Annotated in this window: 20 protein-coding genes; 3 read left to right on the forward strand and 17 right to left on the reverse strand. The window is 73.7% G+C overall.

Annotated features, from left to right (window positions below; genetic code table 11):
* Nucleotides 1-117 precede the first annotated feature (117 nt).
* The 6 genes from ABZS69_RS41150 to ABZS69_RS41175 are packed head-to-tail and all read right to left on the reverse strand — an operon-like array spanning nt 118 to nt 4,545.
* A complete protein-coding gene (locus ABZS69_RS41150; protein ID WP_355381901.1) occupies nt 118-303 on the reverse strand; it encodes an aroma-sacti cluster domain-containing protein in 186 nt (61 codons plus the stop codon).
* Entirely contained in the window at nt 261-992 is a 732-nt protein-coding gene (locus ABZS69_RS41155; RefSeq protein ID WP_355381903.1) for an iron-containing redox enzyme family protein, read from the reverse strand. The genes ABZS69_RS41150 and ABZS69_RS41155 overlap by 43 nt, the downstream gene beginning before the upstream one ends.
* Nucleotides 989-1,972, reverse strand: coding sequence for a radical SAM protein (locus ABZS69_RS41160; protein ID WP_355381905.1), 984 nt, complete (start codon nt 1,970-1,972; stop codon nt 989-991). Before ABZS69_RS41160 ends, ABZS69_RS41155 begins: the two co-directional genes overlap by 4 nt.
* Nucleotides 1,972-3,051 carry a hypothetical protein gene (locus ABZS69_RS41165; RefSeq protein ID WP_355381907.1) on the reverse strand — a complete coding sequence of 360 codons (1,080 nt, stop codon included), beginning with the start codon at nt 3,049-3,051 and terminating at the stop codon, nt 1,972-1,974. The genes ABZS69_RS41160 and ABZS69_RS41165 overlap by 1 nt, the downstream gene beginning before the upstream one ends.
* On the reverse strand, nt 3,051-3,704 hold the full coding sequence (locus ABZS69_RS41170; protein WP_355381909.1) for a GAF domain-containing protein: 654 nt from the start codon (nt 3,702-3,704) through the stop codon (nt 3,051-3,053). The genes ABZS69_RS41165 and ABZS69_RS41170 overlap by 1 nt, the downstream gene beginning before the upstream one ends.
* Before the next feature lie 10 nt (nt 3,705-3,714).
* The gene (locus tag ABZS69_RS41175) at nt 3,715-4,545 is read right to left on the reverse strand and encodes a S8 family serine peptidase (protein WP_355381911.1); all 831 of its coding nucleotides are present in this window, start codon (nt 4,543-4,545) and stop codon (nt 3,715-3,717) included.
* A 183-nt stretch (nt 4,546-4,728) separates the two neighbouring features.
* On the opposite strand from ABZS69_RS41175, the gene ABZS69_RS41180 reads away from it, so the two are divergent.
* Entirely contained in the window at nt 4,729-7,785 is a 3,057-nt protein-coding gene (locus ABZS69_RS41180) for a BTAD domain-containing putative transcriptional regulator (RefSeq protein ID WP_355381913.1), read from the forward strand.
* A 504-nt stretch (nt 7,786-8,289) separates the two neighbouring features.
* Here the strand turns inward: ABZS69_RS41180 and ABZS69_RS41185 are convergent.
* Entirely contained in the window at nt 8,290-9,336 is a 1,047-nt protein-coding gene (locus ABZS69_RS41185) for a hypothetical protein (RefSeq protein WP_355381915.1), read from the reverse strand.
* A 213-nt stretch (nt 9,337-9,549) separates the two neighbouring features.
* Here ABZS69_RS41185 and ABZS69_RS41190 point away from each other — a divergent pair, with 213 nt between their 5' ends.
* Nucleotides 9,550-10,287 carry an SDR family NAD(P)-dependent oxidoreductase gene (locus tag ABZS69_RS41190; RefSeq protein ID WP_355381917.1) on the forward strand — a complete coding sequence of 246 codons (738 nt, stop codon included), beginning with the start codon at nt 9,550-9,552 and terminating at the stop codon, nt 10,285-10,287.
* A 93-nt stretch (nt 10,288-10,380) separates the two neighbouring features.
* Here the strand turns inward: ABZS69_RS41190 and ispH are convergent, their stop codons facing one another.
* The 5 genes from ispH to ABZS69_RS41215 all read right to left on the reverse strand — a co-directional run bounded on the left by ispH (nt 10,381) and on the right by ABZS69_RS41215 (nt 17,007).
* Nucleotides 10,381-11,901: a 4-hydroxy-3-methylbut-2-enyl diphosphate reductase gene (gene ispH / locus ABZS69_RS41195; protein ID WP_355381919.1), complete on the reverse strand. Its 1,521-nt coding sequence runs from the start codon at nt 11,899-11,901 to the stop codon at nt 10,381-10,383.
* The gene (gene shc / locus ABZS69_RS41200; RefSeq protein WP_355381921.1) at nt 11,898-13,784 is read right to left on the reverse strand and encodes a squalene--hopene cyclase; all 1,887 of its coding nucleotides are present in this window, start codon (nt 13,782-13,784) and stop codon (nt 11,898-11,900) included. The genes ispH and shc overlap by 4 nt, the downstream gene beginning before the upstream one ends.
* A 52-nt stretch (nt 13,785-13,836) precedes the next feature.
* Nucleotides 13,837-15,168 carry a hydroxysqualene dehydroxylase HpnE gene (gene hpnE, locus ABZS69_RS41205; RefSeq protein ID WP_355381923.1) on the reverse strand — a complete coding sequence of 444 codons (1,332 nt, stop codon included), beginning with the start codon at nt 15,166-15,168 and terminating at the stop codon, nt 13,837-13,839.
* A gap of 24 nt (nt 15,169-15,192) precedes the next feature.
* Nucleotides 15,193-16,071: a squalene synthase HpnC gene (gene hpnC / locus ABZS69_RS41210; protein ID WP_355381925.1), complete on the reverse strand. Its 879-nt coding sequence runs from the start codon at nt 16,069-16,071 to the stop codon at nt 15,193-15,195.
* A 72-nt stretch (nt 16,072-16,143) separates the two neighbouring features.
* Nucleotides 16,144-17,007 (reverse strand): polysaccharide deacetylase family protein, encoded by an 864-nt coding sequence (locus ABZS69_RS41215; protein WP_355381927.1) that lies wholly within the window; start codon nt 17,005-17,007, stop codon nt 16,144-16,146.
* Between ABZS69_RS41215 and ABZS69_RS41220 the strand changes: the two genes are divergently transcribed.
* Nucleotides 16,996-18,111 carry a hypothetical protein gene (locus ABZS69_RS41220; RefSeq protein ID WP_355381929.1) on the forward strand — a complete coding sequence of 372 codons (1,116 nt, stop codon included), beginning with the start codon at nt 16,996-16,998 and terminating at the stop codon, nt 18,109-18,111. The two genes, ABZS69_RS41215 and ABZS69_RS41220, sit on opposite strands and share 12 nt — an antisense overlap.
* Here the strand turns inward: ABZS69_RS41220 and ABZS69_RS41225 are convergent.
* From ABZS69_RS41225 to ABZS69_RS41245, 5 genes are all read right to left on the reverse strand, one after another.
* Nucleotides 18,071-18,940 carry a DMT family transporter gene (locus ABZS69_RS41225; protein ID WP_355381931.1) on the reverse strand — a complete coding sequence of 290 codons (870 nt, stop codon included), beginning with the start codon at nt 18,938-18,940 and terminating at the stop codon, nt 18,071-18,073. The two genes, ABZS69_RS41220 and ABZS69_RS41225, sit on opposite strands and share 41 nt — an antisense overlap.
* Nucleotides 18,937-19,758 (reverse strand): squalene/phytoene synthase family protein, encoded by an 822-nt coding sequence (locus ABZS69_RS41230; protein WP_355381933.1) that lies wholly within the window; start codon nt 19,756-19,758, stop codon nt 18,937-18,939. The genes ABZS69_RS41225 and ABZS69_RS41230 overlap by 4 nt, the downstream gene beginning before the upstream one ends.
* Nucleotides 19,759-20,037: 279 nt before the next feature.
* On the reverse strand, nt 20,038-20,427 hold the full coding sequence (rbsD, locus tag ABZS69_RS41235; RefSeq protein WP_355381935.1) for a D-ribose pyranase: 390 nt from the start codon (nt 20,425-20,427) through the stop codon (nt 20,038-20,040).
* Nucleotides 20,424-21,371 carry a ribokinase gene (locus ABZS69_RS41240; protein ID WP_355381937.1) on the reverse strand — a complete coding sequence of 316 codons (948 nt, stop codon included), beginning with the start codon at nt 21,369-21,371 and terminating at the stop codon, nt 20,424-20,426. Before ABZS69_RS41240 ends, rbsD begins: the two co-directional genes overlap by 4 nt.
* Before the next feature lie 5 nt (nt 21,372-21,376).
* Nucleotides 21,377-22,339 (reverse strand): D-ribose ABC transporter substrate-binding protein, encoded by a 963-nt coding sequence (locus tag ABZS69_RS41245; protein ID WP_355381939.1) that lies wholly within the window; start codon nt 22,337-22,339, stop codon nt 21,377-21,379.
* Between the last annotated feature and the right edge of the window lie 12 nt (nt 22,340-22,351).

Below are 22,351 nucleotides of genomic sequence, written 5' to 3' on the forward strand. Positions count from 1 at the left end.
GAACCGCAGGGTGGTCCGGGGCCTGGAGGCGGAGGTCAGTGCGCTGCCGCAGGACATGCAGAAGCGCGCGGCGGAGGGGTTGTCAGCGCCGCATCGATCGCAGGGTCGCATCACGGGTCACCAGCACCAGCCACCGCTCGCGTACGCATGCCCTTCGACGTCCACGGCGTCCTCCATGCGTTCCCTGATGGAGATGAGAACCTGGAGTTCTTCGTCGCTGAGCGACTGCAGCACCGCGAGCTGCTCCCCTGACGCGGACGTCAGGTCGAAGCCGGCGGCTTCCAATTGGTCGATGGTCGCCATGGTCTCTCCTTTCCTGCGGCGTTCGCGCGCAGCTGGACGGCGTCGACGAGCTGTGCCAGGCCATATGCCGTGTTGAGTGCGCTCAGCCCGATCAGCGTCTCCGCCTCGGGGGTGAGCGGGAGGCCGTCCATCACGCGCCACAGCTCCTCGCGGTGCGTGCCGTCCACGACGGCGTGGGTCACCAGGGTGCTGAACGCGTCCAGCGGCAGGCCGGTGCGCCGGGAGAGCAGCGGCGCCAGATCGGGAGGGGGAGGGTAGCCCTCCAGGACGGCGACGTGCCCGAGCAGCGCCACCGGGTGGGCGTGCCTGATCCAGTAGTACTGGCAGCCGACCACCGCGGCGACGCAGGGCGGCGGCGGGTCCGTGAACAGGGTGGCGGCCTCGCCTCCCGCGCGGGCGTAGTCCTGCACCACGTCCTGGTCGTGGCCGTACTCCTCGTGCACGTGGCGGGCGAGATACCCGGCCAGGCCCCGCGCGATCTCGTCGTCGCGCGCCAGGCACGCCGTGGTGGCGTCGAGGATGAGCGGAACGGTGGCGCGCAGCATGCCGTGCAGGGCCCTGAGCCATTCCAGATAGACCTCGCGCGGCGCGGGGTGCCGCCACATCTGCTCCGTCCTGGCCAGCAGCGCCGGCATGACGAGGTCGATCTTGGCCATCAGCCGCAGGCTGGTGGTCGGTTCCGTGATCATGTCCCGCCTCCCTGGCCCATGAGGGCGGTGAGCAGCCGCGATCCGTCGCCCTCGGCGCTCTCGTGCAGGCGCCAGCACAGGCCGCAGATGTCCGGGTAGCGAGATCGGGCGAGCGCGGCGAACGGCGGCAGCCGCACCAGGTCGTCCGGCCGGACCGAACCGACGGCGCGCAGCAGCGGGTCGTCGCGGAACCCGGCCAGCGCGGCGCGCACCTCCGCCGCGCCGCTCGCCTGCCGGCGCAGTCCCCGGGGTCCGCCGCCCGTGATGACGCTCTCGTTGCAGCAGCCCGTGACCACGCCGTCGTAGCGGACGGTCGGCGACGCGGTCAGCGGGCACGTGCCCAGCTCGGCGACGCCGTGGCGGCGGCCGATCGCGAAGACGCCGCTCCCGCGGCCGGCCCGCAGCGGGGTGATCAGCGTGATCTCCGCGCGCCCGGACCAGTCGTCCCCCAGCGTGTCGCGGAGGACTCCCTCGGCGAACGGCACCGCGCCGGGCTCGTCCAGGAGCTGGACGACGATGTGGCAGCGCGCCCGCGCCGCGTGCGAGACGGCGCGGGCGAACCGCCGCCGGTCGACGGTGGCCCGGTGGAAGGAGTCCGTGCTGAGGATCACGGTCGAGGACCGTTCCAGCACCCGTGTGATCCACCGGGGGCAGCGCGGCCCCGACGCCCAGTGTCCGCTGGAGAAGAGCACGACGTCCTTGCCCGCGTCCGCGAACGCGTCCACGGCCAGGATCAGCCCGCGACGCTCGGCGAACGGCTCGCCGCCAGAGATCGCCACGGCCTCGATGCCGGGTTCGGCGGCGATGCCCGCCAGGATCTCCGTGAAGAGGCGGTAGTCGGTGATGCGCGGCCCGTCCGGGATCGCGGCGACGGAACAGTGCGCGCACCCGACCGGACACCGGTCGGTGAGGTAGAGCAGCACGGTGCGGCCACGCGTCCGTCGCAGCCGCTCGATGTCCGCTAGCCTCAACCGGCGCATCACCGCTCCCGACCGTCCCAGCCGAGCGTCACCAGCTCGCTGTAGCGGGCGATGCCGTGGCGGCGGGCGAAACCGTACGGGCCGTGGCGCTCCAGGAGAGCGCGTACGGCGCCCTCCATCGCCGGACCGGCCGGGGAGCCCAGGTAGCCGGCGGCTCTTTCGCCCAGGCCGCGGTCGCGGTGCAGGGTGACGCAGACGTCGCAGTAGCCGGAGGCCACGGCTCCCGCGCCGAACCGGGCCTTGGCGTAACGCGGCCCGAACATCCGGACGGCCCGCGCCAGCGGCCGGTCCAGATGGCGGCGGCGCAGCACCGGCCAGGGATCGTCATCGGCGTGCCCGAGGACCAGGTGCGGCGGGCGCACGGCGGCGGCGAGGGTGTCGTTGCAGCAGGTGAGCACCGTCCCGTCGTAGGTGACCAGCGGCCAGGCCGCCAGCTCGCACGGCGCGGGCGCCGCGGGATCCGCCGGCGGTCCGGCGGCCGGGCCGTTCAGGGCTCTCGCGCGCCCGACGGACCGGAGTGGCACCACGAGCATGGGCACCCGGTCGGCGAACTCCTCCCGCACCTCGCGCACCAGGTCCGCGACGTACGGGTCCGCGTCGCCGTCGCCGGTGATCTGCACGCTCACCTGCGGCCCCCAGGACCGGATCTCGTGCAGCACGCGGAAGGCCGCGCGCCTGCCCACCTCCCGCTCGTGGAAGCGGTCGAGGCTGACCGCGAAGTGGTCGACCGCCGAGATGGCCGCCCGCAGGGCGGGCGGCACCGCGTGCCCGTCCCGGGCGAAGAACAGCCCCGACAGCAGGTACGACCGCGTCCCCGACAGCCGGGCCGAGTCGGCGAGATCGCGCACCAGCCGCGGCCGCAGCAGCGCCTCGCCGCCGGACATGGCGATGAACTCCGGACGCTCCTGCCTCGTGAAGGACGCGACCAGCCGCCGGAAAGGGCGTTCCGCGTGCTCCGCGGCGCTCATGGCGGACTCCGTCGAGCAGTGCGCGCACGACAGCGGGCAGCGGCGGGTGAGGGCGAGGAAGACGCCCGCGGCGGGCACGGCGCGCAGCACCGCCATCTCGGCCAGGTGCATCAGGTCACTCCGTGGCCGGTGGTGGCGGTGACGAACTTGCTCAACGCGTTGAGCAGCTCGTCCACCGCGGCGTCGGAGGCCTCCGTACGGCTGAGCGCGATCTCCAGGCGCGACCAGGGGGTCAGGCCCTCCCTGGCGCTCCGGGTCAGCGAGCGGGCGGCGGCCATGAGCGTGAGCGTGATCGCCGTCTGGGCGGCCAGCTCGGTGAACAGGTCGATGGCCGCCATCTCCCCGAACCTCTGCAGGGCGGGGTCGAGCACCTCCATCACGCCGATGGTGCGGTCCTCCAGCTCCAGCGGGGCCGCCATGAGGATCTTCGGCACGTATCCGGTGCTCTGCGCGAACTCGCGGTCGAAGCGCGGATCCGCCTGCACGTCGCTGAGCAGCACCGTCTCGCCGGTCTGGAACACCCATCCGGCCACGCCGCGCCCGGTCGGGATGGCGACGCCGAGCAGGCGGTCCTCGCCCTCTCCTGACGACGCCTCGAACACCAGCCGGTCGCGCTCCTCGTCGTACAGGAACACCGACGCGGCCGACGCCGAGAACGTCAGCCGGGCGAGCCGTACCGCCGACCTCAGCAACTCGTCGTGCTCGGTGGGGCGCAGCAGCCGCCCCAGCGAGGAGGTCAAGGAATCAGGGATGCCCACGCCCATGGTGGCCTCCTCAGGTCCTGTTGTTCGCGACGGCGGCCAGCACATGCTTGAGCTGGCCGGTGGGAAGGCCCGGGTGCCGCTGCAGCACGCGCGCGCACAGGCCGGTGATGTGCGGGGTGGCGAAGCTGTTGCCGGTGAGGCGCGAGGTGCCGCCGCCGGGCAGCGGCACCTCGACGCCGATCCCGCGCGCGAAGAACTCGGCCGGGGGCTCCGGGTTGCATTCGATGTGCTCGGCGAGCGCCAGGGAGTGCGAACCCACCGAGATCACGCTCGGGAAGTGCCAGGGATAGCTGCGCACCGGCCGGTTGTGGGCGGAGGCCACGATGGTGACCCCGGCGAAGAACGCCCTGTCGACGAGGTCGTGCAGGGCCTCCTTGTGCTCGGCTCGACGGGTCGACAGGCTCAGGTTGACCAGGGAGAAGCGCTGCTCGATGGCCCACTCCAGCGCCGCCAGCAGCACCTCGCCGCGGCCCTGCAACCCGCTGCCGAGCACGCGGACGCTGGTCAGCTCGCAGTCCGGGGCCATGGACCGGATGACGCCCGCGCAGGCCGTCCCGTGCCCCGCCTGGTCGCCGACCTCGTCGGGCACGACGTCCAGGCCGTCGCCCGTCACGGTGAGCGGGGTGATCGGCCTGGTGAAGACGGGGTGCCGCTCATCGACGCCGCTGTCGATCAGGCAGATCCGCACGCCGGATCCGGTGGCCGACCCCCAGGCCCAGTCGCGTGTGATCGCGCAGGGGAGGGCCAGCCGGGACGAGTCCAGGACCGCGCCGCGCGAGGCGTGCGCCAGCCGAAAGGTCCGGAGAGGCGGTGCCTCCGCGACAGCCTGAAAATCAGCCATTGCCCACCCTCAGCGTCATTGTTCCCGGCTCCTAGGAAATAGTGCGAGAGGGCGTTCATAGTTACTTCATAGTCCGATCAAAGCGCCGCGAGGGACCGATTTCGAGGGCTTGAGAAACCCCATCGGCTGACAGACCATAAGAGCGAAATCCGAACCGGAGTGTGACTCATGTTGGAGTTTCGCTTGCTCGGCGCTGTCGAGGCCTACTCGAACGGGCAGCGCGTCGGACTGGGCCCACGCAAACAGCGGCTGACATTCGCGGTCCTGGCCCTGGAGGCCAACCACCCCGTCACTGTGGACCGGCTGGTCGAGCTGAACTGGCCGGGGTCCCGCCCGCGCACGGCGCAGCACGCGATCCGGGTCTCCGTCTCCCAGCTGCGCTCGATCCTGGGCCGCGCCGACCCCCACCGAGCCGAAGTCACGCTGACGGCGCAGGGCGCGGGGTACGTCCTGCGTACCGACCCGGAGCGGATCGACGCCCACCGCTTCCGCGGCCTGGTGCAGCGGGCCCGCGCGGAGCCCGACGACGAGCGCCGGGTCGCACTGCTCGACCAGGGCCTCAGCCTGTGGCGCGGCCCCGTGCTGGCCGGCACGGCGCCTCCCGAGACGCAGGAGCGCCTGGGCAGCGGCCTGGAGGAGTCACGGCTGGTGGCGCTGGAGGACAAGATCGACGCCGGGCTGCGGCTGGGTCGCCACCGCCAGTTGCTGGACGAGCTGACCGAGCTGACCCGATGTCATCCGTTCCGCGAACGGCTGACCTGCCAGTTGATGATCGCCATGTACCGCAGCGGCCAGACGCACACGGCCCTGGAGGAGGCCAGGAGAGCGCGCCGCCGCCTGGCCGACGAGCTCGGCATCGACCCCAGCCTCGAACTCCAGCGGCTCGAAGTGGCCATCCTGCGCAACGACCCGGTCCTGCTGCCGCAGCCCGACCGCGTCCTGGCGGCAGGCCCGGCCCCGCCGGCGGTGCCCGCGCAGCTGCCGCGCTCGGTCTCCGACTTCACCGGCCGGGCCGGGCAGCTCAGATGGCTGGACGAGCACGTCCAGGACCACACCAGCACCCCGGTCACGATCGCGATCACCGGCACCGCCGGGGTCGGCAAGACCGCGCTGGCCCTGTACTGGGCGCACCGGATCCGCGACCGCTTCCCCGACGGCCAGCTGTACATCAACCTGCGCGGCTTCGCCACCGGGCCGCCGATGCGACCGGACCAGGCGCTGGCCCGGCTGCTGCGCTCCCTCGGGGTCGCCCCCGAGCACGTGCCCGCGGACGCGGACGAGGCGGCCGCCCTGTACCGGACGCTCCTGGCCGGCAAGCGCGTCCTCGTCCTGCTCGACAACGCGGCGGCGCCGGAGCAGGTCCGCCCGCTGCTCCCCGGCGCCACCGACTGCCTGGCCCTGGTGACCAGCCGGGACCGGCTGAGCGGGCTCGTCGCCCTCGACGGCGCCCGGCAGCTCCCGCTGGCCGTGCTGGATCCCGTCGAGGCGCGGACCCTCCTGGGCCGGATCCTCGGCGCCGACCGCGTACGGCAGGAGTCGGACGCCGCCGCCAGGCTGGCGCTGCTGTGCGACTACCTGCCGCTCGCCCTGCGGATCGCGGCGATCAACCTGTCCAGGCAGCCGACGCGCGCCATCATCGACGGCGTCACGGAGCTCGCCGGGAGCGACCGCCTGAACGCCCTGCAGGTCGACGGGGACGGCCGGGCCGCCGTGCGCGCCGCGTTCGACCTGTCGTACGCCGCCCTCGACGAGCCGGACCAGCGCCTGTTCCGGCTGCTGGGCGTGAGCCCGTGCCCCGACCTCACCCCGCAGGCCGCCGCGGCCCTGGCCGCCGCCCCCGTCGACCAGGTGCGGCGGGCCCTGGACCGCCTCGAACGCACCCACCTGATCCTGCAGACCGCCCCCGGCCGGTACGGCTTCCACGACCTGATCAGGCTCTACGCCCGCGACAGCGCGAACCTGGTGGAGCGGACGACCGCGCTCGCGCGGCTGTTCGACTTCTACCTCAGGGTCGCCGACGAGGCCAAACGCCTGCTCTACCCGCAGGCCCTGCAGCTCGCGGGACCGCCGCGGGAGCTGTCGCCGCTGACGTTCGAGGAGTCCGCGACGGCGCTGGCGTGGCTCGACGCGGAGCGCTCCGGCCTCATCGCGACCATCACGTACGCGGCCTCCCACGGCCCCCGTGACGTGGCCTGGCGGCTGGCCGACACGCTGCGCGGCTACCTGTCGCTGCGGCGCGACCCGAACGACTGGCAGACCGTCGCCGAGGCCGCGCGCTCGGCCGCCAGCCTTGACGGCGACCTCACCGCCCAGGCCGCGACCGAGCTCAGCATGGCGCAGGTCTACCAGAGCCGGGGCATGCACCCGCAGTCGCTGAGCCACTACGCGCAGGCCCTGAAGCTCGCCCAGCGCGCCGGCTGGCGCGAATGCGAATGCGCGGTGCTCAACAACCTCGGCAACGTGCACTGGAAGCTGGGCTCGCTGCAGGAGGCCGCCGACCACTACAGCCAGGCCATCGCCATCGCGCGGCAGACGGGTCAGCGCACCATCCACGCCACCAGCCTGGCCAACCTCAGCATGGTCTACCGAAGTCAGGGGCAGCTGGCGCGGGCGGCCGAGCTCCAGCACGAGGCCCTGGCGCGGTACCAGCAGGCCGCCTACCGCAACGGCGAGGCGATCGCGCTGGAGAACATGGGCGAGATCTACCACGATCTCGGCGAACTCGACCGCGCGCTGGACTATCTCGACCGCGCCCTGCCCATCTTCCGCCAGTCGGGCAACCGCTACGGGGAGGTCCTCGTCCTGAACGCGCTGGCCGCCGTCCACCGCGACGCCGGCCGGTATGAGGACGCCCTCGAACTGGCCGACCGCGCGGTGGAGCTGTCCGTCGCGATCGGCGACCGCCGGGCCGAGGCCGACACCCTGAACACCCGCGCCACCGTACGCACCGAGCTCGGGCGCGCGGAGCAGGCCGCCGAGGAGCACGGCAGGGCGCTGGCCATCGCCAGGGAGGTCGGCAACCCGCAGCCCCGGCTGGAGTCCCTCATCGGGCTCGCCGACGCCCACGGTCATCTGGGGAACCTGGAACAGGCCTCCGCCCACGGCCACGAGGCGCTCAACGACGCGCGCCGCTGGGGGTTCCGCCAGATCGAGGAGCAGGCGCTCACCGCTCTGGCGGACATCCACCTCCGCGCCGCGGAACGGCAAATCCGCGCGGCATTGTCCGTCGATTCAGAATGAATAATTCGCCATATTTTATTGGGCCTGCTTATTGCCTGACGGGTCGTCAGCATTTACCGTTGAAATATGAGGAAAGCAGCGATTACCACGCTCGGTGTGCACGACGACACCAACAATTCCACCGACTCCGCCCAGCTCCCTCGACGGTAAATTCCGACCACGGGTAAATGTGCCATTAAATTTTCGCCTCGCGGGGTGCCGGGAAAGAAAGTTCCGGCCGTCGGCATTTCGTCCGTGCGGGCCCGCCGCCGTCGCGCGTGGCCCGGGCCGGTCCGGCGCCCGCCCATCGTGCCGCTGATCAGCGCCGAGACGGCCATGGAGCGCGAACCGGCCCTCGCCTGACCCGTCCGCCGTTCGCCGTGGCCCCGTACCCGCGTTCTGTGCGGGCCGGGGCGGGGGCGAGGCGCGGAGAGCGGGCGCCGGGCCGAGCGGCGGTGCGGAACGGAAACGCGGCCGCGGTATGCGGTCGTCCATTCTGCATACCGCGGCCCGGCGGGCCCCGGTTTACGCGGGCAGGATGATCGACCCGCTCCACTGGTTGGCGGCGGCACGGTAGATCTCCGCTAGTTCGCCGTCGAAATACGGGGAGAAGCTCGTGTCGTAACGCTGGTTGCCGTCGGTGTCGGCGACGCTGACGGTGACGCCGTTGAGGAGGCCCAGGCGGCTGCTCTTGTCATAGTGGAGCAACCAGGAGGAGCCGAGGGAGCCTTCACCGGTGAACGGGGACTCGACGGCGGTGAACTCCTCGGCCTTCAGGCTGGGGACCGCGGCGGCGGTCGTGCGGCCGCTGGAGGATTCGAGGGTCTCACCCGTGTAGGGCCGCTTGCCGTCGGGGTGCGGGCCGGCCGGGTAGCCGAAGACGTCGACCGTGGAGTCGAGCGGCTGGTTCCAGGCCAGGCCCTGCCCGCCGGTGTTGTCGACCAGCCTGCCGAAGTTGGTCAGCTCACCTGAGGCGGAGGGCATGACGCCGTTGTAGACGTTGACGAACGCGTAGTCGCGGTCGTAGTCGTCGTAGGTGGGGAAGTCGTAGTGGGTGAAGGCCCCCTTGCCGACGTAGAGGCCCTGCGGGGTCGCGCCCTCGGCGTAGCCGGGCACGAAGACCCACTTGCCGAGGGCGGCGTCGGAGCGCTGGGTGTCCAGCACGCAGTGAGCGGCCGTGGCGACGAGGTTGCGGAAGTTCGACTGCACGGCGGTGCCCGTGCACCAGTGCGGCAGGCCGTCGGCGCCGGTGAAGAACACCTTGCCGGAGGTGGCGGGCGTCTTGGTGCTCGCCTCGCCGGAGTCGGCCGGCGGTATCGGGGCGACCGTGCCGGGCTTGGTGTCGGCGGGGACGCCGTCGCGGGAGATGACCTTGTCGACGGCCGTCTGGACGTTGTACGGAGTGGCGTTCCTCAGGTTCGCGCCGCCGTCGCCCAGCCAGAACGCCGCCACCTCGACGGCGGCCGGTTGGTCGGCCAGCGGGGTGGTCCACACGGCGGCGGCCTCGGCCGGCGGGGCCACGAGGGCGGAGCCGATCAGGCCGGCGGCTAATGCAACTGACGTTCGCTTCATCTCTCAGTCTCCAGGTCTGCTCGTGGAGGAACGGCGAAGATTCGAACATGAGATCGTCGCCGAAGGCAGACGCTAGCTGTTCGCCGCGGAATGATCAATTGTTTTAGGCCGGTTGGGGCGGTGCGGGAGTGGAAAGCACACGACTGTACGCACCGTGACGGAAAGCAGGCGGCCGATGCTCGCACCAGGACCGACCCCGCGGGCCGGGCAGCCATGAGGCTCGCCGACGCGCACGTCCTCGTCACCGGAGCCTCCTCGGGCATCGGGGCGGCCACCGCGCGGGCGCTGGCGGGCACCGGCGCGCGGCTGACGCTGGCCGGGCGCGACCGCGAACGGCTGGCGGCCGTCGCCGCGGCCACCGGCGGGCGCGTGCTGGCGGGCGACGTCGCCACCCAGGCCGAGGAACTGGTCTCCCGGGCTGGGCCCGTCGACGTGCTGGTGAACAACGCGGGCGTGGGGTGGGCGGGACCGTTCGTGCGGATGCCGGCCGGCAGCGTCGAGCAGTTGCTGGCGGTCAACCTCGCCGCGCCGATCGCGCTGACGCGGCTGCTGCTGCCGGGGATGGTGGCGGCGGCCCGCGGGCACCTCGTGTTCGTGGCCTCGATCGCCGGGGCGGTGGGCGTGGGGCAGGAGGCCGTGTACTCGGCCACGAAGGCGGGGCTGATGGCCTTCGCGGAGGGCCTGCGCCACGAGCTGCACCGGGTGCCCGGCGTGGGCGTGTCCGTCCTGCTGCCCGGGGTGGTGGACACCCCCTTCTTCGTACGGCGCGGCGCCCCGTACGCGCGCGGCTGGCCGGCGCCGATCGCGCCCGAGCGGGTGGCGCGGGCGATCGTGGCGGCGATCAGGGACGGCCGGCCGGAGTCGTACGTGCCGGGGTGGCTGCGGGTGCCGGCCAGGCTGCGCGGCGCGGCCCCCGGCGTGTTCCGGGCGTTCGCGCGGCGCTTCGGGTAGGCGGCCGGCACCGCTTTACGGGCGTTCGCGCGGCTTGGGGCAGGCGGCCGGCACCGCGCCCGGCTACGACCGTCCCGCCGAGGCGCGCCGCCGTCACGACAGCGCTTCGCCGGGCAGCGAGAACCGCACGGACTCCCGGGCGATTACCCGCTCCTCGACGCTCACCTCCCCGAGCCCGCGCAGGGCCGCCACGATGTCGTCGACGAGCGAGGGCGGGGCGGAGGCGCCGGCGGTGAGCCCGACCGTACGGGCGCCGGCGAGCCAGCCGAGGGCGATTCCGCCGGTGTCGTCCACCAGATGGGCGGGGGAGCGGCGGTCGGCGACCTCCACCAGGCGCAGGGAGTTGGAGGAGTTGACGGAGCCCACGACGAGGACGACGTCGGACTCCTCGGCGATCGCGCGGACGGAGGCCTGGCGGTTGGTCGTCGCGTAGCAGATGTCGTTCCGCCGCGGCCCTCGCGCGTCGGGGAAACGGCCCCGGATCGCGGCGGCGACCTCCGCCGCCTCGTCCTCCGCGAGCGTCGTCTGCATGAGGTACGACACCGGCCGGTCCGCCGGCAGGGCCGCCACGTCGTCCGCCGTCTGCACGAGCACGCCAGACCCGCCGGCCTCCCCGAGCGTGCCCTCGGCCTCCTCGTGGCCGGCGTGCCCGATGAGGACCACCAGCCGCCCCTCGGAGGCGAACCGGCGCGCCTCCGCGTGCACCTTGGAGACCAGTGGGCAGGTCGCGTCGATCACCCGCAGCCCGCGGCGGGCCGCCGCCTTCCGGACCTCCGGCGACACCCCGTGCGCGGAGAAGACGGTCACCGCCCCGGCCGGCACCTCGTCGAGCTCGTCGACGAACACCGCCCCCCGCCGGCCCAGGTCCTCCACCACGTGGAGGTTGTGCACGATCTGCTTGCGGACGTACACGGGCGGGCCGTGCCGCTCCAGCGCCAGCTCGACGATCTCGATGGCGCGCTCCACCCCGGCGCAGAACGAGCGCGGCTCGGCCAGCAGGACGGTTCGCGGCCCGATGGCCGCCGCCCAGCGAGCCAGGACGGGGCCGACGGCGGCGAGCGCGCGGCGGGCGGCGACGCCGCGGGCGAGCGTCGCCGGGCTCAGCAGCGGCGCGCCGGGCGTGTCGACGATGACCCGCACGGCGGCCAGCGGCCGGCTCGCGGCGGCGCGGGCCAGCGGCCCGGTCTCCATGTCCACGGCGTACGCGCCCTCCGCGGCGAGGCGGTGCCGCTCCGCGCCGCGGACCACGTGATCGGCGGTGACCAGCGGCCCGACCTTGACGGGCAGGCCGGCGCGGGCCAGCTCGCCGGCGAGGAGGGGCGCGGACGGGCAGGGATGGACGCGCCCCCCGAACCGGACCTCGCTCGCCACCAGGACGTCCCCGGGCCGCAGGCTGCGGTCGACGGCCCCGCCGAAGCCGGCCACCGCCACCGCCTCCGGCCCGCCGCCCCGACCGCTGCCCCACCCGGCGCCCCACCCGGCGGCCGCGCGGGCCGCCCGCCGCGGGCCGACCCCGGTGACGATCACCCTGGTCCCGCCCGGGTGAGCCGGCAGGCCGCGCCTGATCGCGCGGGCCTCGATCCCGAGCGCGGCGCAGATCAGCAGCCGCGTCATGAGGGTTCCTGACCGGCCGGGTCGCGGCGCAGGTAACGCCCCAGGGCGCTGACCGGGAAGACGAGCCGGTAGAGGTGGTAGTTGATGTAGAAGTCACCCGGGAAACCGGTGCCCGTGAAGTACGGCTCTTCCCAGGTGCCGTCCGCCCGCTGCCGCTCGACCAGCCAGCGCACCCCCCGTTCCACTGCCTGCGAGCGTTCGCCGGCGGCGAGCAGGGCCAGCAGCGCCCACGCGGTCTGCGAGGCGGTCGAGGCGCCGCGGCCGATCCAGGCCGGGTCGCGGTAGGAGCGCAGATCCTCCCCCCAGCCGCCGTCGCCGTTCTGGTGCCGTTCCAGCCAGGCGACGGCTCGGCGTAGCGAAGGATGCGCCGTACGGACCCCGGCGGCGACGAGGGCGGGCACGACGGCCCCGGTGCCGTAGACGTGGTTCGCGCCCCAGCGGCCGAACCACGATCCGTCCTCCTCCTGCGCCTTGAGCAGCCAGACCACCGCCCTGCGCAGGACGATGGAGCCGGGCAGCTCCTCGGCCAGGGCCTCGACGACGTGCGCGGTGACGTCGGCGGACGGAGGGTCGATCACCGCGCCGAAGTCGCAGAAGGGCAGCTTGGTGCAGAGCGCGCGATCGTTGTCGGCGTCGAACGCCGCGAACCCGCCGTCGGCGCTCGCCATGCCCGCCATCCAGCGCACCCCGCGCTCGATCGCCGGTCGCGCGCCGGGGCGGTCCAGGCGGCGCAGCGCGAGCACCACCTCCGCGGTGTCGTCGGTGTCGGGATAGCCGTCGTTGTCGAACTCGAACGCCCAGCCGCCGGGCGGCAGGCCGGGCCTGCGTACGGCCCAGTCTCCCGACGCCGTGACCTCCTCGCGCAGCAGCCAGTCGGCGGCCCCGGCGACGGCCGGATGGTCGGCGGGGGTGCCCGCGTCGAGCAGCGCGTTGACCGCCAGCGCCGTGTCCCACACGGGGGACTGGCACGCCTCCAGCCGGCGGCCCTTCTCGTCGCGGACGGTGAACCGGTCGAGCCCGCCGATCGCCTTGCGCATCACCGGATGGCCGACGTCGTAGCCGGAGAGGTGGAGCGCGATGATCGAGTACACCCACGGAGGCTGGATGCCGCCCCAGGAGCCGTCGGCCTCCTGGCGCGCGACGACCCAGTCGACCGCGCGCCGCAGCGCGGCCCGCCGCAGGGCGGCCGACGGGCGCCGCTCGTACCGGTGCAACACCCTGTCCAGCGCGCCGAACACCGCCTCCCAGCCCCCGCGCGCGGCGCGGTGCGGCGCCTGGCCGGTCCGCAGCTCGGGCAGCTCGAACGGGAGCGGGCGCACCGGCCGGTACGCGGTCACGACGGTCAGCGGCACGATCGTCTGCCTGGCCCAGCAGGCCCAGTCGTAGATGTTGAGCGGGAACCATGAGGGCAGGAAGATCATCTCGGGCGGCATGACGGGCAGGTCCCGCCACGGCCACTCCCCGAACAGGGCCAGCCAGATGCGGGTGAACACCCGGCTCGCCTCGATCCCGCCCATGGCCTGGATCCGCTCGGCCGCGACCCGCATGTGCTCCGCGCCGGGCGGATCGCCCGCGAGCCGCAGCGCGGCGTACGCCTCGACCATGGTGGACAGATCCGCCGGTCCGTCGTGGAAGTTGGCCCACGTGCCGTCGGCCCGCTGCTCGGAACGGATCCACCGGGCGGCCTCCGCCGTCTCCTCCTCGGTGCGGATGCCGAGGAACTGCCGCAGCAGCAGATCTTCGGCGTCCATGGTCACGTTGGTCTGCAGCTCGCCCTTCCACCAGCCCTCCGGGGACCGGAGGCCGATCAGGTGGTCGCAGGCGGCCTGCAGGGCGTGCTCGGCGTCGGTGCGCAGGCTCTGGGGCGTCTCAAGGGTGGTCATCTCAATGGTCCAATCGGGCGATGTACGGGAATTCGGCGGCAGGGGGACGGGGTCATGGCACCCGCTCCCGATGCCGTACGTGCCGCCTGACCAGGCGGGCCGCGTGCAGGCCGCTGCGTACCGCGCCCTCCATCGTGTCCGGCCAGCCGGTGTCGGTCCACGCGCCGGCCAGGTAGAGGCCGGGCCACCGCGTGGCGCTCTGCGGCCGCAGCGCCCCGCTGCCCGGGGCCTGGCGGAACGTCGCGCGCCGTTCCCTGGTGACGAAGAAGTCGGTCATCCTGGCCTCGCGCGCGGCCGGGAACACCGATCGCAGCGCCGGTACGAAGGTCTCGCGGAGGTCCGCGGTCGGCCGGTCGATCCATGTGTCCGCGACCGATACCGACACCGCCAGGTACTGGCCCTCGCCGAGCCCGGCGACCCGGGTCTTGTCGAACACCCACTGCACGGGCGAGTCGGTGACCGCCACGAAAGGCATCCGCATGACCGGCCGGTCGTAGACCGCGTGCACGTTGATGATGGGGCTGGCGTCCAGTGCGCCCCATCCGTCCCGGTAGGGCGCCGCCTGCGCGGGCACCAGCCTCGCGGCCTGCTCGTGGCGCGTCGCCACGATGACCGCCGACGCGTCGACCCTGACGCCGTCCACGACGACGGCGGGGCCCGGCTCGATGGCCGTGACCTTCGCTGACAGCCGCACCGCGCCGCCGCGCCCCGCGATGGCGGCCCTGGCGGCGGTGTCGTGCAGCACGCCGAGCGGAACCAGGGGGATCCCCAGGTCGGCCGCGTCCGGCCGGCCGAGCAGGGCGGTCTTGAACACCTTCACCGCCGGGCCGAGCGCGGCCTGCTCGACCCCCGTGTTCAGGGCCGCGACCGCGAGCAGGTCCCAGAGCGCCTCTCGTACGGGGGCCCGCTGGCCGTGCGCGGCCAGCCAGCTCCCGAACGTCACCGCGTCGAGCGCCGGATCGGCCGGGTCGAGCCTGCTCAGCGCGAGCGAGCCGCGCAGCGCCTGGATCCGGTCGCCCGGCCCGAGCAGGCGGTATCCCGCGAGCGCGGGCACGAAATGGAGCGGGCCGGGCAGCGCGGAGCGGCGCAGCCGCCCCGACCGGCCCGCCGTGCCGAGCACCCGCACGTCGAACCGGCTCTGCAGGCCGACCATCGAGGTGCCGCCGAGCCGTTCCAGCAGCCCCCGGTACGCCGTGCAGCAGCGGAGGAAGACGTGCTGGCCGTTGTCCACCGTCAACCCGCCGCGCTGGAAGGAGTACGTGGCGCCGCCCAGCCGCGGGCGGGCCTCGTACAGGGTCACGGGGCAGCCGGCCTCCGCGAGCGCGAGGGCGGCGGTGATGCCCGCCAGTCCGCCGCCCACCACCGCCACCGGCGCGATCGTCATCACAGACCTCCAAGGGCCGCCCTCTCACGCTGACGGCAGTCGTCGCAGGCCCGCGTCGGGCCGGCTCATGGTCATGAGGACCCGCGCCCACGCCCCGAGCAGGCGCAGGCGGCGCGGCCGGACGGCCCGGCCCAGCACGTCGTAGCGGGCGTCTCTCAGCGCGGCCAGGGTCGCGTGGCCGCCCGCGACGTAGCCCGCGACCGCCGTACGGGCGAAGCCGGACAGCGAGGCGACGATCGCCTCCCCTTCGGCCAGCATCGTCCCGGCCCGTGCGGCCTGCACGGCCACCACCTCGCGCAACCGCGCCGACGTGGCCGCCGCCGAGAGATCGCCGATCGGGCAGCCCGCCCGGCGCAGATCCTCCCCGGGCAGGTAGACGCGCCCGCGCCGGAGGTCCTCGCCCACGTCCTGGCAGTGCTCGATGACCTGCAGCGCCGAGCACACCTTGTCGGACAGGGCCAGCCGGGGGCCGCTGACGTCGCCGAACACGTGCAGGACGAGATGGCCGACCGGATTGGCCGACAGCTCGCAGTAGCCGAGGAGGTCGTCGAACGTCTCGTAACGGGTGACCGTCTGGTCGCGCCGGTTGGCCTCGACGAGGCGGCGGAGCGGCTCGGCGGGGATCGAGCACTCGCGGACGGTGCGGGCCAGCCTGCGGACCGGCCCGAGCCGGGGCGGGTGGCCGTCGTACAGCCGGGTCAGGTCGGCGTCGACCTCGTCCAGCAGGCGCAGGCGGTCGCCGGGGTCCGCGTCGTCGCCCATGTCGTCCACCGAGCGCGCGAAGACGTACACGGCCACGAGGTGGTCGCGGTGCCGGCGCGGGAGCAGCCGTGAGGCCACCGGGAAGTTCTCCCGGCGCGCCTTTTCCGCCGGCTCACTCGAATGGCATCTCCGCGACCGCACGACAGGGAGATTATCCGCCGCCGGACAGCGCAAACCTGACTATATTCCGGTGCCCGGGGATTGGCTCGTAATTTACTTTCCTGTGGTGCCGGTAAAAGCGCGTTTGAATTCTTGGGTAAAAGGGGAGTGCCCGTCATGGAAGCGCGCTTCTGCGGCGGCTCGGGGTGGGCCGCCCACGCCGTGGTCGCGCAGCGGGCCCACGCTCAGGCCCATGCGCCCGCAGCGGTCCACGAGCGCGGGGAGGGCGTCGAGCGCCGGTCGCCAGGAGCCAGGAAGGGAAGCGTGGTGGGAGTCATGGAGCAGGACGGTCGCCCCGCCGCGCAGCCCGGCCGACACGGTGGCCAGCACCGAGCCGGGGGTGGCCCCCGCCTCCCAGTCCCGGCCCCAGACGGTCCACAACACGGGACGCAGGCCCCGCAGGCGGGCGGCGAGCAGCGCTTCGAGGCTGAGCGCCCCGTACGGCGGGCGATACCAGGCCGGGCGCACCCCGCCGACGGCCTCCACCAGGTCGGCGGCCCGGCCGATCTCGGCCGTCAGCCGTCCCGGCGGGGCGATCAAGGGGTTGCCGTGCCGCCAGCCGTGCACGGCCAGCTCGTGCCCCTCGCCCACGATGCGGCGGCCGAGCCACGGGTGGCGTTCGAGCAGTTCGCCGAGGACGAAGAAGGTCGCGTGACAGCCGAGCCGTCCCAGCTCGTCCAGGAAGCGCGGGGTGGAGCCGGGATGGGGTCCGTCGTCGAAGGTGAGCGCCACATGGCCGCGGTCGCCGACGCCGGCCAGCGTGGGCAGTCGCCGCCGGACCGGCGGCAGCCAGGTGGCGGCGGGACCGGCGTGCAGGAGCGCCAGGCAGGCGAGCCCGAGCGGCAGCGCGGCGCGGCTCATCGCGCAGCCCCCGGCAGGCCCGTCGCGGCCGATCGCGGAGGTGAGATGTCCGGGCATGAGAGGAAACGGCGGCGGGTCCTGATCCTCAGCGCGCCGATGGGCAGCGCCCATGACCGGGTCGCGGCCGAGCTGGCCGCCCGGCTCGCCGCCGAGAATGCCGATTCAGAGATCATCGATGTCCTCCAGCTGCTCCCGCTCGGGCTGGGATCGGCGCTGCGCCGCGGATATCACTGGATGATCCTGCACGCCCCCTGGCTCTATGACGTCATCTACCAGGTCTTCTTCCTCGGCAAACGGGTCGGCGGCACGTCTCCGCTCACGGTGCTCGCCGCCCCCCGCCTGCGCCGGCTCGTCGCCGCCCGCGCGCCCGACGAGGTCGTCTCGACCTTCCACGTGGCGGCCCAGCTCACCGGCTGGCTGCGCGAGCGCGGCCGGCTGCCCTGCCCGAGCACGGTGCTGGTCATGGACTTCTCGGTGCACCGGCTGTGGCTGCATCCGGGCAACGACCGGTACCTGTGCCCGAACGCCGACATCGTCGGGGAGATCGCCGCCCGTACCGGCCGGCCGGCGCTGGGCTGCGCCCCGGTCGTGCGCCCGGTGTTCGCGCGGGCGGTGGCCGACCCGGGCGGGGTGGCCGGCCGCGTCGGCGTGGACCCCGGCGACCGGCTGGTCCTGGTGTCAGGCGGGTCATGGGGGGTCGGGGACGTCGTCGCGACCGCGCGGACCCTGGCGAGGTCGGGGCGGTACACGCCGCTCGTCCTGTGCGGTAACAACGCCGAGCTGCGGCGCCGCCTGCTGGCCGCCGGGACGGGCCCGGCGTTCGGGTGGCGCGACGACGTGCCGGAGCTCATGGCGGCCGCCTACGCCCTGGTCGACAACGGCTCCGGCCTGACCTGCCAGGAGGCCTTCGCCGCCGGGCTGCCGGTCATCGTGCACCGGCCCATCGGCGGCCACGGCCTGGCCGGCGCGCGGGCGATGGCCAGGGCCGGGGTGAGCCTCTACACCGGCACCGGGGCCGAGCTGCTGGAGGCGCTGGACCGCCTCGACGACGCCGGGTCGCGCAAGCGCCTGACGGACCGGGAGCGCGCGCTGTTCTGCGCGATGCCGGTCCAGGCGGGGCTCATTTCCGCGCCGGGGGCAGCACGCTCTGGGCCTGGATGAGCGGCGACCGGACCAGCTCGACGACGCCGTAGACCAGGAGCCCGGCGCCGGCCACCTCGAACGCGAGCCAGGGACCGGTGCGGATCGGCTCCCCGAACATCAGCGCCCCGTACAGGATGCCCGCCAGGGGGTCGCTGATGGTCAGCGCCGGCTGGGCGACGACGAGGGTGCCGCTGTGCAGGGCGTTCTGCAGGAGGTACAGGCTGCACAGGCCCGCGGCCACCATCGCGTACAGGGGCCAGGACACCGGCAGCGCGGCCGGGTTCTCCTTGAAGATCGTCGTGCACTCCTTGATGAGCGTGGCCGTGAAGGCGAAGCCGAAGCCCCCGGCCACGCCCAGCGCGGCCGGGCGCAGGGGCCCCCTGGCCAGGGCCCCCACCGCCACCAGCGCGGCGATCGTGGCCGAGGTCACGGCGGCGGCGACGATCCACGCGGCCGCGTCCGGCGTCCACTGCCCCGGGCCGGGGACCGCCGCGCCCAGGAACATCGCGAGGCCGGCCGACAACGCGCCGATCGCCAGCCACGACCTCCTGTCCAGAACCGTGCCGAACGCCAAGGACAGGATGATCATGGTGAACGGGAGCTCGATCACCAGGGTCGGCTGGACCAGGGCGATGCTGCCGATCGACAGCGCCGCCGCCTGGAAGACGAAGCCCCCGATCAGCGCCACGATCCCCCACCGCCACAGCGCGTTCCTGAGCAGCGCCCAGATCAGGCCGGGCCGCAGCCCCAGCTCCGGCGACACCGACAGCGCCGCCCGCCGCTGCAGGACCGACGAGCAGGCGTTGCACACCGCGGCGAGCACCGCCAGCAGCGCGGCAGTGATCAACCGCGCCCCGCCTGGGCGAGGGCGCGCAGCGCGACCACGGACTTCTCCCTCGTCGTCAGCGACACCCGGGCGGCCAGCGCGCGGGCGGGGTCGGCGGCGATGCGGTCGAGCAGGCAGCGGTAGATGCCGGCCATGGTCGCCGTGCAGGCGGCGCTGCGCGCGTCCAGCATGGGCAGCAGGCGCATCCCCGTGGCGAACCAGTCGCGCGCCCGGTCCGCCTCGAACCTGACCAGCTCGGCCAGGCGCTCCGGCGGGTCGCTGAAGCGGCCGTAGGCGTCGACGTCCAGGGTGCAGCCGAACCGTTCGAGGTCCTGGGCGGGCAGGTAGACCCGCTTGGCCATGCGGTCCTCCCGCAGGTCGCGCAGGATGTTGGTGATCTGCAGGGCCACGCCGAGCGCGTCCGCGAGCGGCCTGGCCGTCTCGACGTCGTCCGCGCCGAACACCCCCAGCGACAGCCGCCCGATCGAGCCGGCCACGCACCGGCAGTAGCCGACCAGGTCGTCGAAGGTCGCGTACGTGCTCCCGCGCACGTCGGCGGCGCAGCCGTCGACGAGGTCCCCGAAGGCCGCGAGCGGGATCGGATAGCGGCGGGCGGCGTCGAGCAGCGCCACCAGCACGAGGTCGTGCCGCGCGGGGGCGGTCCCGTCGAGCATCCCGCGGACCGCGGACAGGCGGGCCAGCCGCCGCCCGGCGGGGCCGTCGCCGTCGGCGATGTCGTCGATCCTGCGGGCCAGCGCGTAGACGGCGCTCAGCGCGCGACGCTTGGGGGCGGGCAGCAGCCGCAGGCCGTACGAGAAGTTGCGGGCCTGACTGCGCATGATCTGCTCGCAGTGCCGGTACGCCTCATCGAGGCCGACCGCGCCGGCCCCGTCGCGCGAAGAGGCGCAATCATGCCGTCGCCAAAGACCGGTGGCCCAGGCGAACATCATGGCCGCGACGGCCGTTCGCGTCGTTTCCCCCAAGACATGAATGAGGGCTGTCCGTTATGTCGCGGCAATAAACTCGAATGGCGGGCTGCCGGGAATCACCGGGTGAATGATTTACCCGCGGATTAACGATTCGGCCGGGCCGGACAATTGGCCGGGAATTTCGCCGCGTCAGAAGGCGACGCCGCAACGCAGGATGACGTTGGCGTACGGCCGCGCCTCCCCGGTGCGCACCACGAGCCTGCCGGCGGCGGAGAGCTGCTTGAGCCGCTCGTGCGACACGTACGCCAGCCCCGGCAGCCGCTCGGCGAGCAGCGCGTGGCAGGCGGGGTTGGCCGCCTGGACCTCCTTGGCCGCCGTGGCGCCCTCGACGACGATCTCGGCGAGGATCCCGTCGAGCACGTCGGCGAACGACGGGACGCCCGCCACGAACGCCAGGTCCACCACCTGCGCCCCCGCCGGCAGCGGCATGCCGCTGTCGCAGATGAGCACCTCGTCGGTGTGCCCGAGCCCCGCCAGGGCGCCCGCCAGAGCCGCGTTGATGACGCCGCCGCGCTTCACAAGCCCTCCACCTCCGCCATCGTCGGGTACGAATCCTGCGCTCCCGGCCTGCGTACGGCCGCGGCGCCCACCCTGGCGGCGAACGCCGCGGCCCGCACGAGCGGCTCGCCCGCGGCCAGCCGCCAGGCCAGCGCGCCGGTGAACGCGTCGCCGGCCCCGGTGGTGTCCACGGCCGCCACGCGGGGACTGGGCACCGCGCGGACCGCGCAGCCTTCGGCCACCGCGCCGCCTTCGGCCACCGCGCCGCCTTCGGCCACCACGGCGCCGTCGGCGCCCAGGGTGATGACGACCGAGCGGGGGCCGAGTGCCAGCAGCTCCTTGGCCTGCCGGTCCGGCTCGCCGGGCGCGCCGAGCAGCAGGGCCGCCTCGTGCTCGTTGACGACCAGCGGATCGCACAGCGCCAGCAGCTCGTCCGGCAACGGAACGGCCGGCGACAGGTTGAGCACCGCGCGGCGGGCCAGCCGGGCCGCGGCGAGCACCGCCGGCAGCGGGATCTCCAGCTGCAACGACACGACCGGAGCCGACCGCAGCAGCGCCGCCGCCTCCAGCACGTCGTCCTCGGTGAGCCGGGCGTTGGCGCCGGGGGCGACGATGATGCTGTTGTCGCCCCGCGGCCCGACGGCGATCATGGCGATGCCGCTGGCGGCCGGAGTGTCGCGCAGGTGGCCGAGGTCCACGCCGTCGCGTTCCAGCGACTCGCGCAGCAGCCGCCCGTGCCCGTCGGCGCCGACCCGGCCGAGCAGCGCCACCCGCGCGCCGAGCCGGGCGGCGGCCACGGCCTGGTTGGCGCCCTTGCCTCCTGGGTGGACGGCCAGCTCCGAGCCGAGCACGGTCTCGCCCGGCGCGGGATGCCGTTCGACCTGGACGACCAGGTCGGCGTTGGCCGACCCCACCACCACGACGTCGAGCGGGTGACGGGGCGGGCCGCCGTCGTGTTCCTTCATGGGGCTCATGCCCCGGTGAACTCGGACAGGTTGTCCTTGGCGGCGACCTTCACCGGCACGTTGGCGGTGGCCTCCAGCTGCTCGTTCTTGACCGCCTTGACGGCGTTCTGCACGGACTGCTGGCCGAGCAGGGCCGGCTGCTGGGCGATGCTGGCCGCCAGCGTGCCGGCCTCGATCGCCTTCAGCCCGTCGGGAGTGCCGTCGAAGCCGACCACCTTGACCTGCTTGCCGGACTTGGCGCCGAGCGCCTTGATCGCGCCGAGCGCCATCTCGTCGTTCTCGGCGAACACGCCGGTGACGCCGGGGTGCGACTGCAGCAGGTTCGTCATGACGTCCAGGCCCTTGGTGCGGTCGAAGTCGGCCGGCTGCTGGGCGACGACCTTGATGCCGGGGAACGCCTTGATGCCCTCGGTGAAGCCCTGGCCGCGGTCGCGCGAGGCCGAGGTGCCGGGCACGCCCTGCAGGACGACGACCTCGCCCTTCTCGCCGATCTCCTTGGCGAGCCGCTCCGCCGCCAGCTTGCCGCCGGCCACGTTGTCGGAGGCGACGGTCTGGGCGACCTTGCCCCCGTTGACGCCGCGGTCCACGGCGATCACGGGGATGTTGGAACGTTCCGCTATCTTGACCGCGGGCGCGGCGGCGTCGGAGTCGACCGGGTTGATGACGATCGCCTTCATGCTCTGGCTGGTGAAGTTCTGCACCTGGTTGACCTGCTGGGAGGCGTCGTTCTGGGCGTCGGTGACGGTCAGCGTGACGCCCAGCTTCTTGGCCTCGGCCTCGGCGCCGGCGCGCAGCTGCACGAAGTAGGGGTTGTTCAGGGTGGAGATCGACATGCCGATCTTGATGTCGCCGCCGGAGGCGGCTCCCCCCGAGCCGGAGGAGGACGTGCCGGAGGAGCCGGCCGAGCCGCAGGCGGTCAGGCCGAGCGTCAGTGCGGCGCCCGCCGCGATGAGGGCGTGGATGCGCATGGGAGGTACCTC

This window comes from Nonomuraea sp. NPDC005650, from assembly GCF_040605375.1.
Classification (GTDB): domain Bacteria; phylum Actinomycetota; class Actinomycetes; order Streptosporangiales; family Streptosporangiaceae; genus Nonomuraea.

Excerpts from the sequence above, each read along its gene's own strand:
- ABZS69_RS41150 (WP_355381901.1), bottom strand. The coding sequence starts at position 303 with ATGGCGACCATCGACCAATTGGAAGCCGCCGGCTTCGACCTGACGTCC.
- ABZS69_RS41155 (WP_355381903.1), bottom strand. The coding sequence starts at position 992 with ATGATCACGGAACCGACCACCAGCCTGCGGCTGATGGCCAAGATCGAC.
- ABZS69_RS41160 (WP_355381905.1), bottom strand. The coding sequence starts at position 1,972 with ATGCGCCGGTTGAGGCTAGCGGACATCGAGCGGCTGCGACGGACGCGT.
- ABZS69_RS41165 (WP_355381907.1), bottom strand. The coding sequence starts at position 3,051 with ATGCACCTGGCCGAGATGGCGGTGCTGCGCGCCGTGCCCGCCGCGGGC.
- ABZS69_RS41170 (WP_355381909.1), bottom strand. The coding sequence starts at position 3,704 with ATGGGCGTGGGCATCCCTGATTCCTTGACCTCCTCGCTGGGGCGGCTG.
- ABZS69_RS41175 (WP_355381911.1), bottom strand. The coding sequence starts at position 4,545 with ATGGCTGATTTTCAGGCTGTCGCGGAGGCACCGCCTCTCCGGACCTTT.
- ABZS69_RS41185 (WP_355381915.1), bottom strand. The coding sequence starts at position 9,336 with ATGAAGCGAACGTCAGTTGCATTAGCCGCCGGCCTGATCGGCTCCGCC.
- ABZS69_RS41190 (WP_355381917.1), top strand. The coding sequence starts at position 9,550 with ATGAGGCTCGCCGACGCGCACGTCCTCGTCACCGGAGCCTCCTCGGGC.
- ispH (WP_355381919.1), bottom strand. The coding sequence starts at position 11,901 with ATGACGCGGCTGCTGATCTGCGCCGCGCTCGGGATCGAGGCCCGCGCG.
- shc (WP_355381921.1), bottom strand. The coding sequence starts at position 13,784 with ATGACCACCCTTGAGACGCCCCAGAGCCTGCGCACCGACGCCGAGCAC.
- hpnE (WP_355381923.1), bottom strand. The coding sequence starts at position 15,168 with ATGACGATCGCGCCGGTGGCGGTGGTGGGCGGCGGACTGGCGGGCATC.
- ABZS69_RS41220 (WP_355381929.1), top strand. The coding sequence starts at position 16,996 with ATGTCCGGGCATGAGAGGAAACGGCGGCGGGTCCTGATCCTCAGCGCG.
- ABZS69_RS41215 (WP_355381927.1), bottom strand. The coding sequence starts at position 17,007 with ATGCCCGGACATCTCACCTCCGCGATCGGCCGCGACGGGCCTGCCGGG.
- ABZS69_RS41230 (WP_355381933.1), bottom strand. The coding sequence starts at position 19,758 with ATGCGCAGTCAGGCCCGCAACTTCTCGTACGGCCTGCGGCTGCTGCCC.
- ABZS69_RS41240 (WP_355381937.1), bottom strand. The coding sequence starts at position 21,371 with ATGAAGGAACACGACGGCGGCCCGCCCCGTCACCCGCTCGACGTCGTG.
- ABZS69_RS41245 (WP_355381939.1), bottom strand. The coding sequence starts at position 22,339 with ATGCGCATCCACGCCCTCATCGCGGCGGGCGCCGCACTGACGCTCGGC.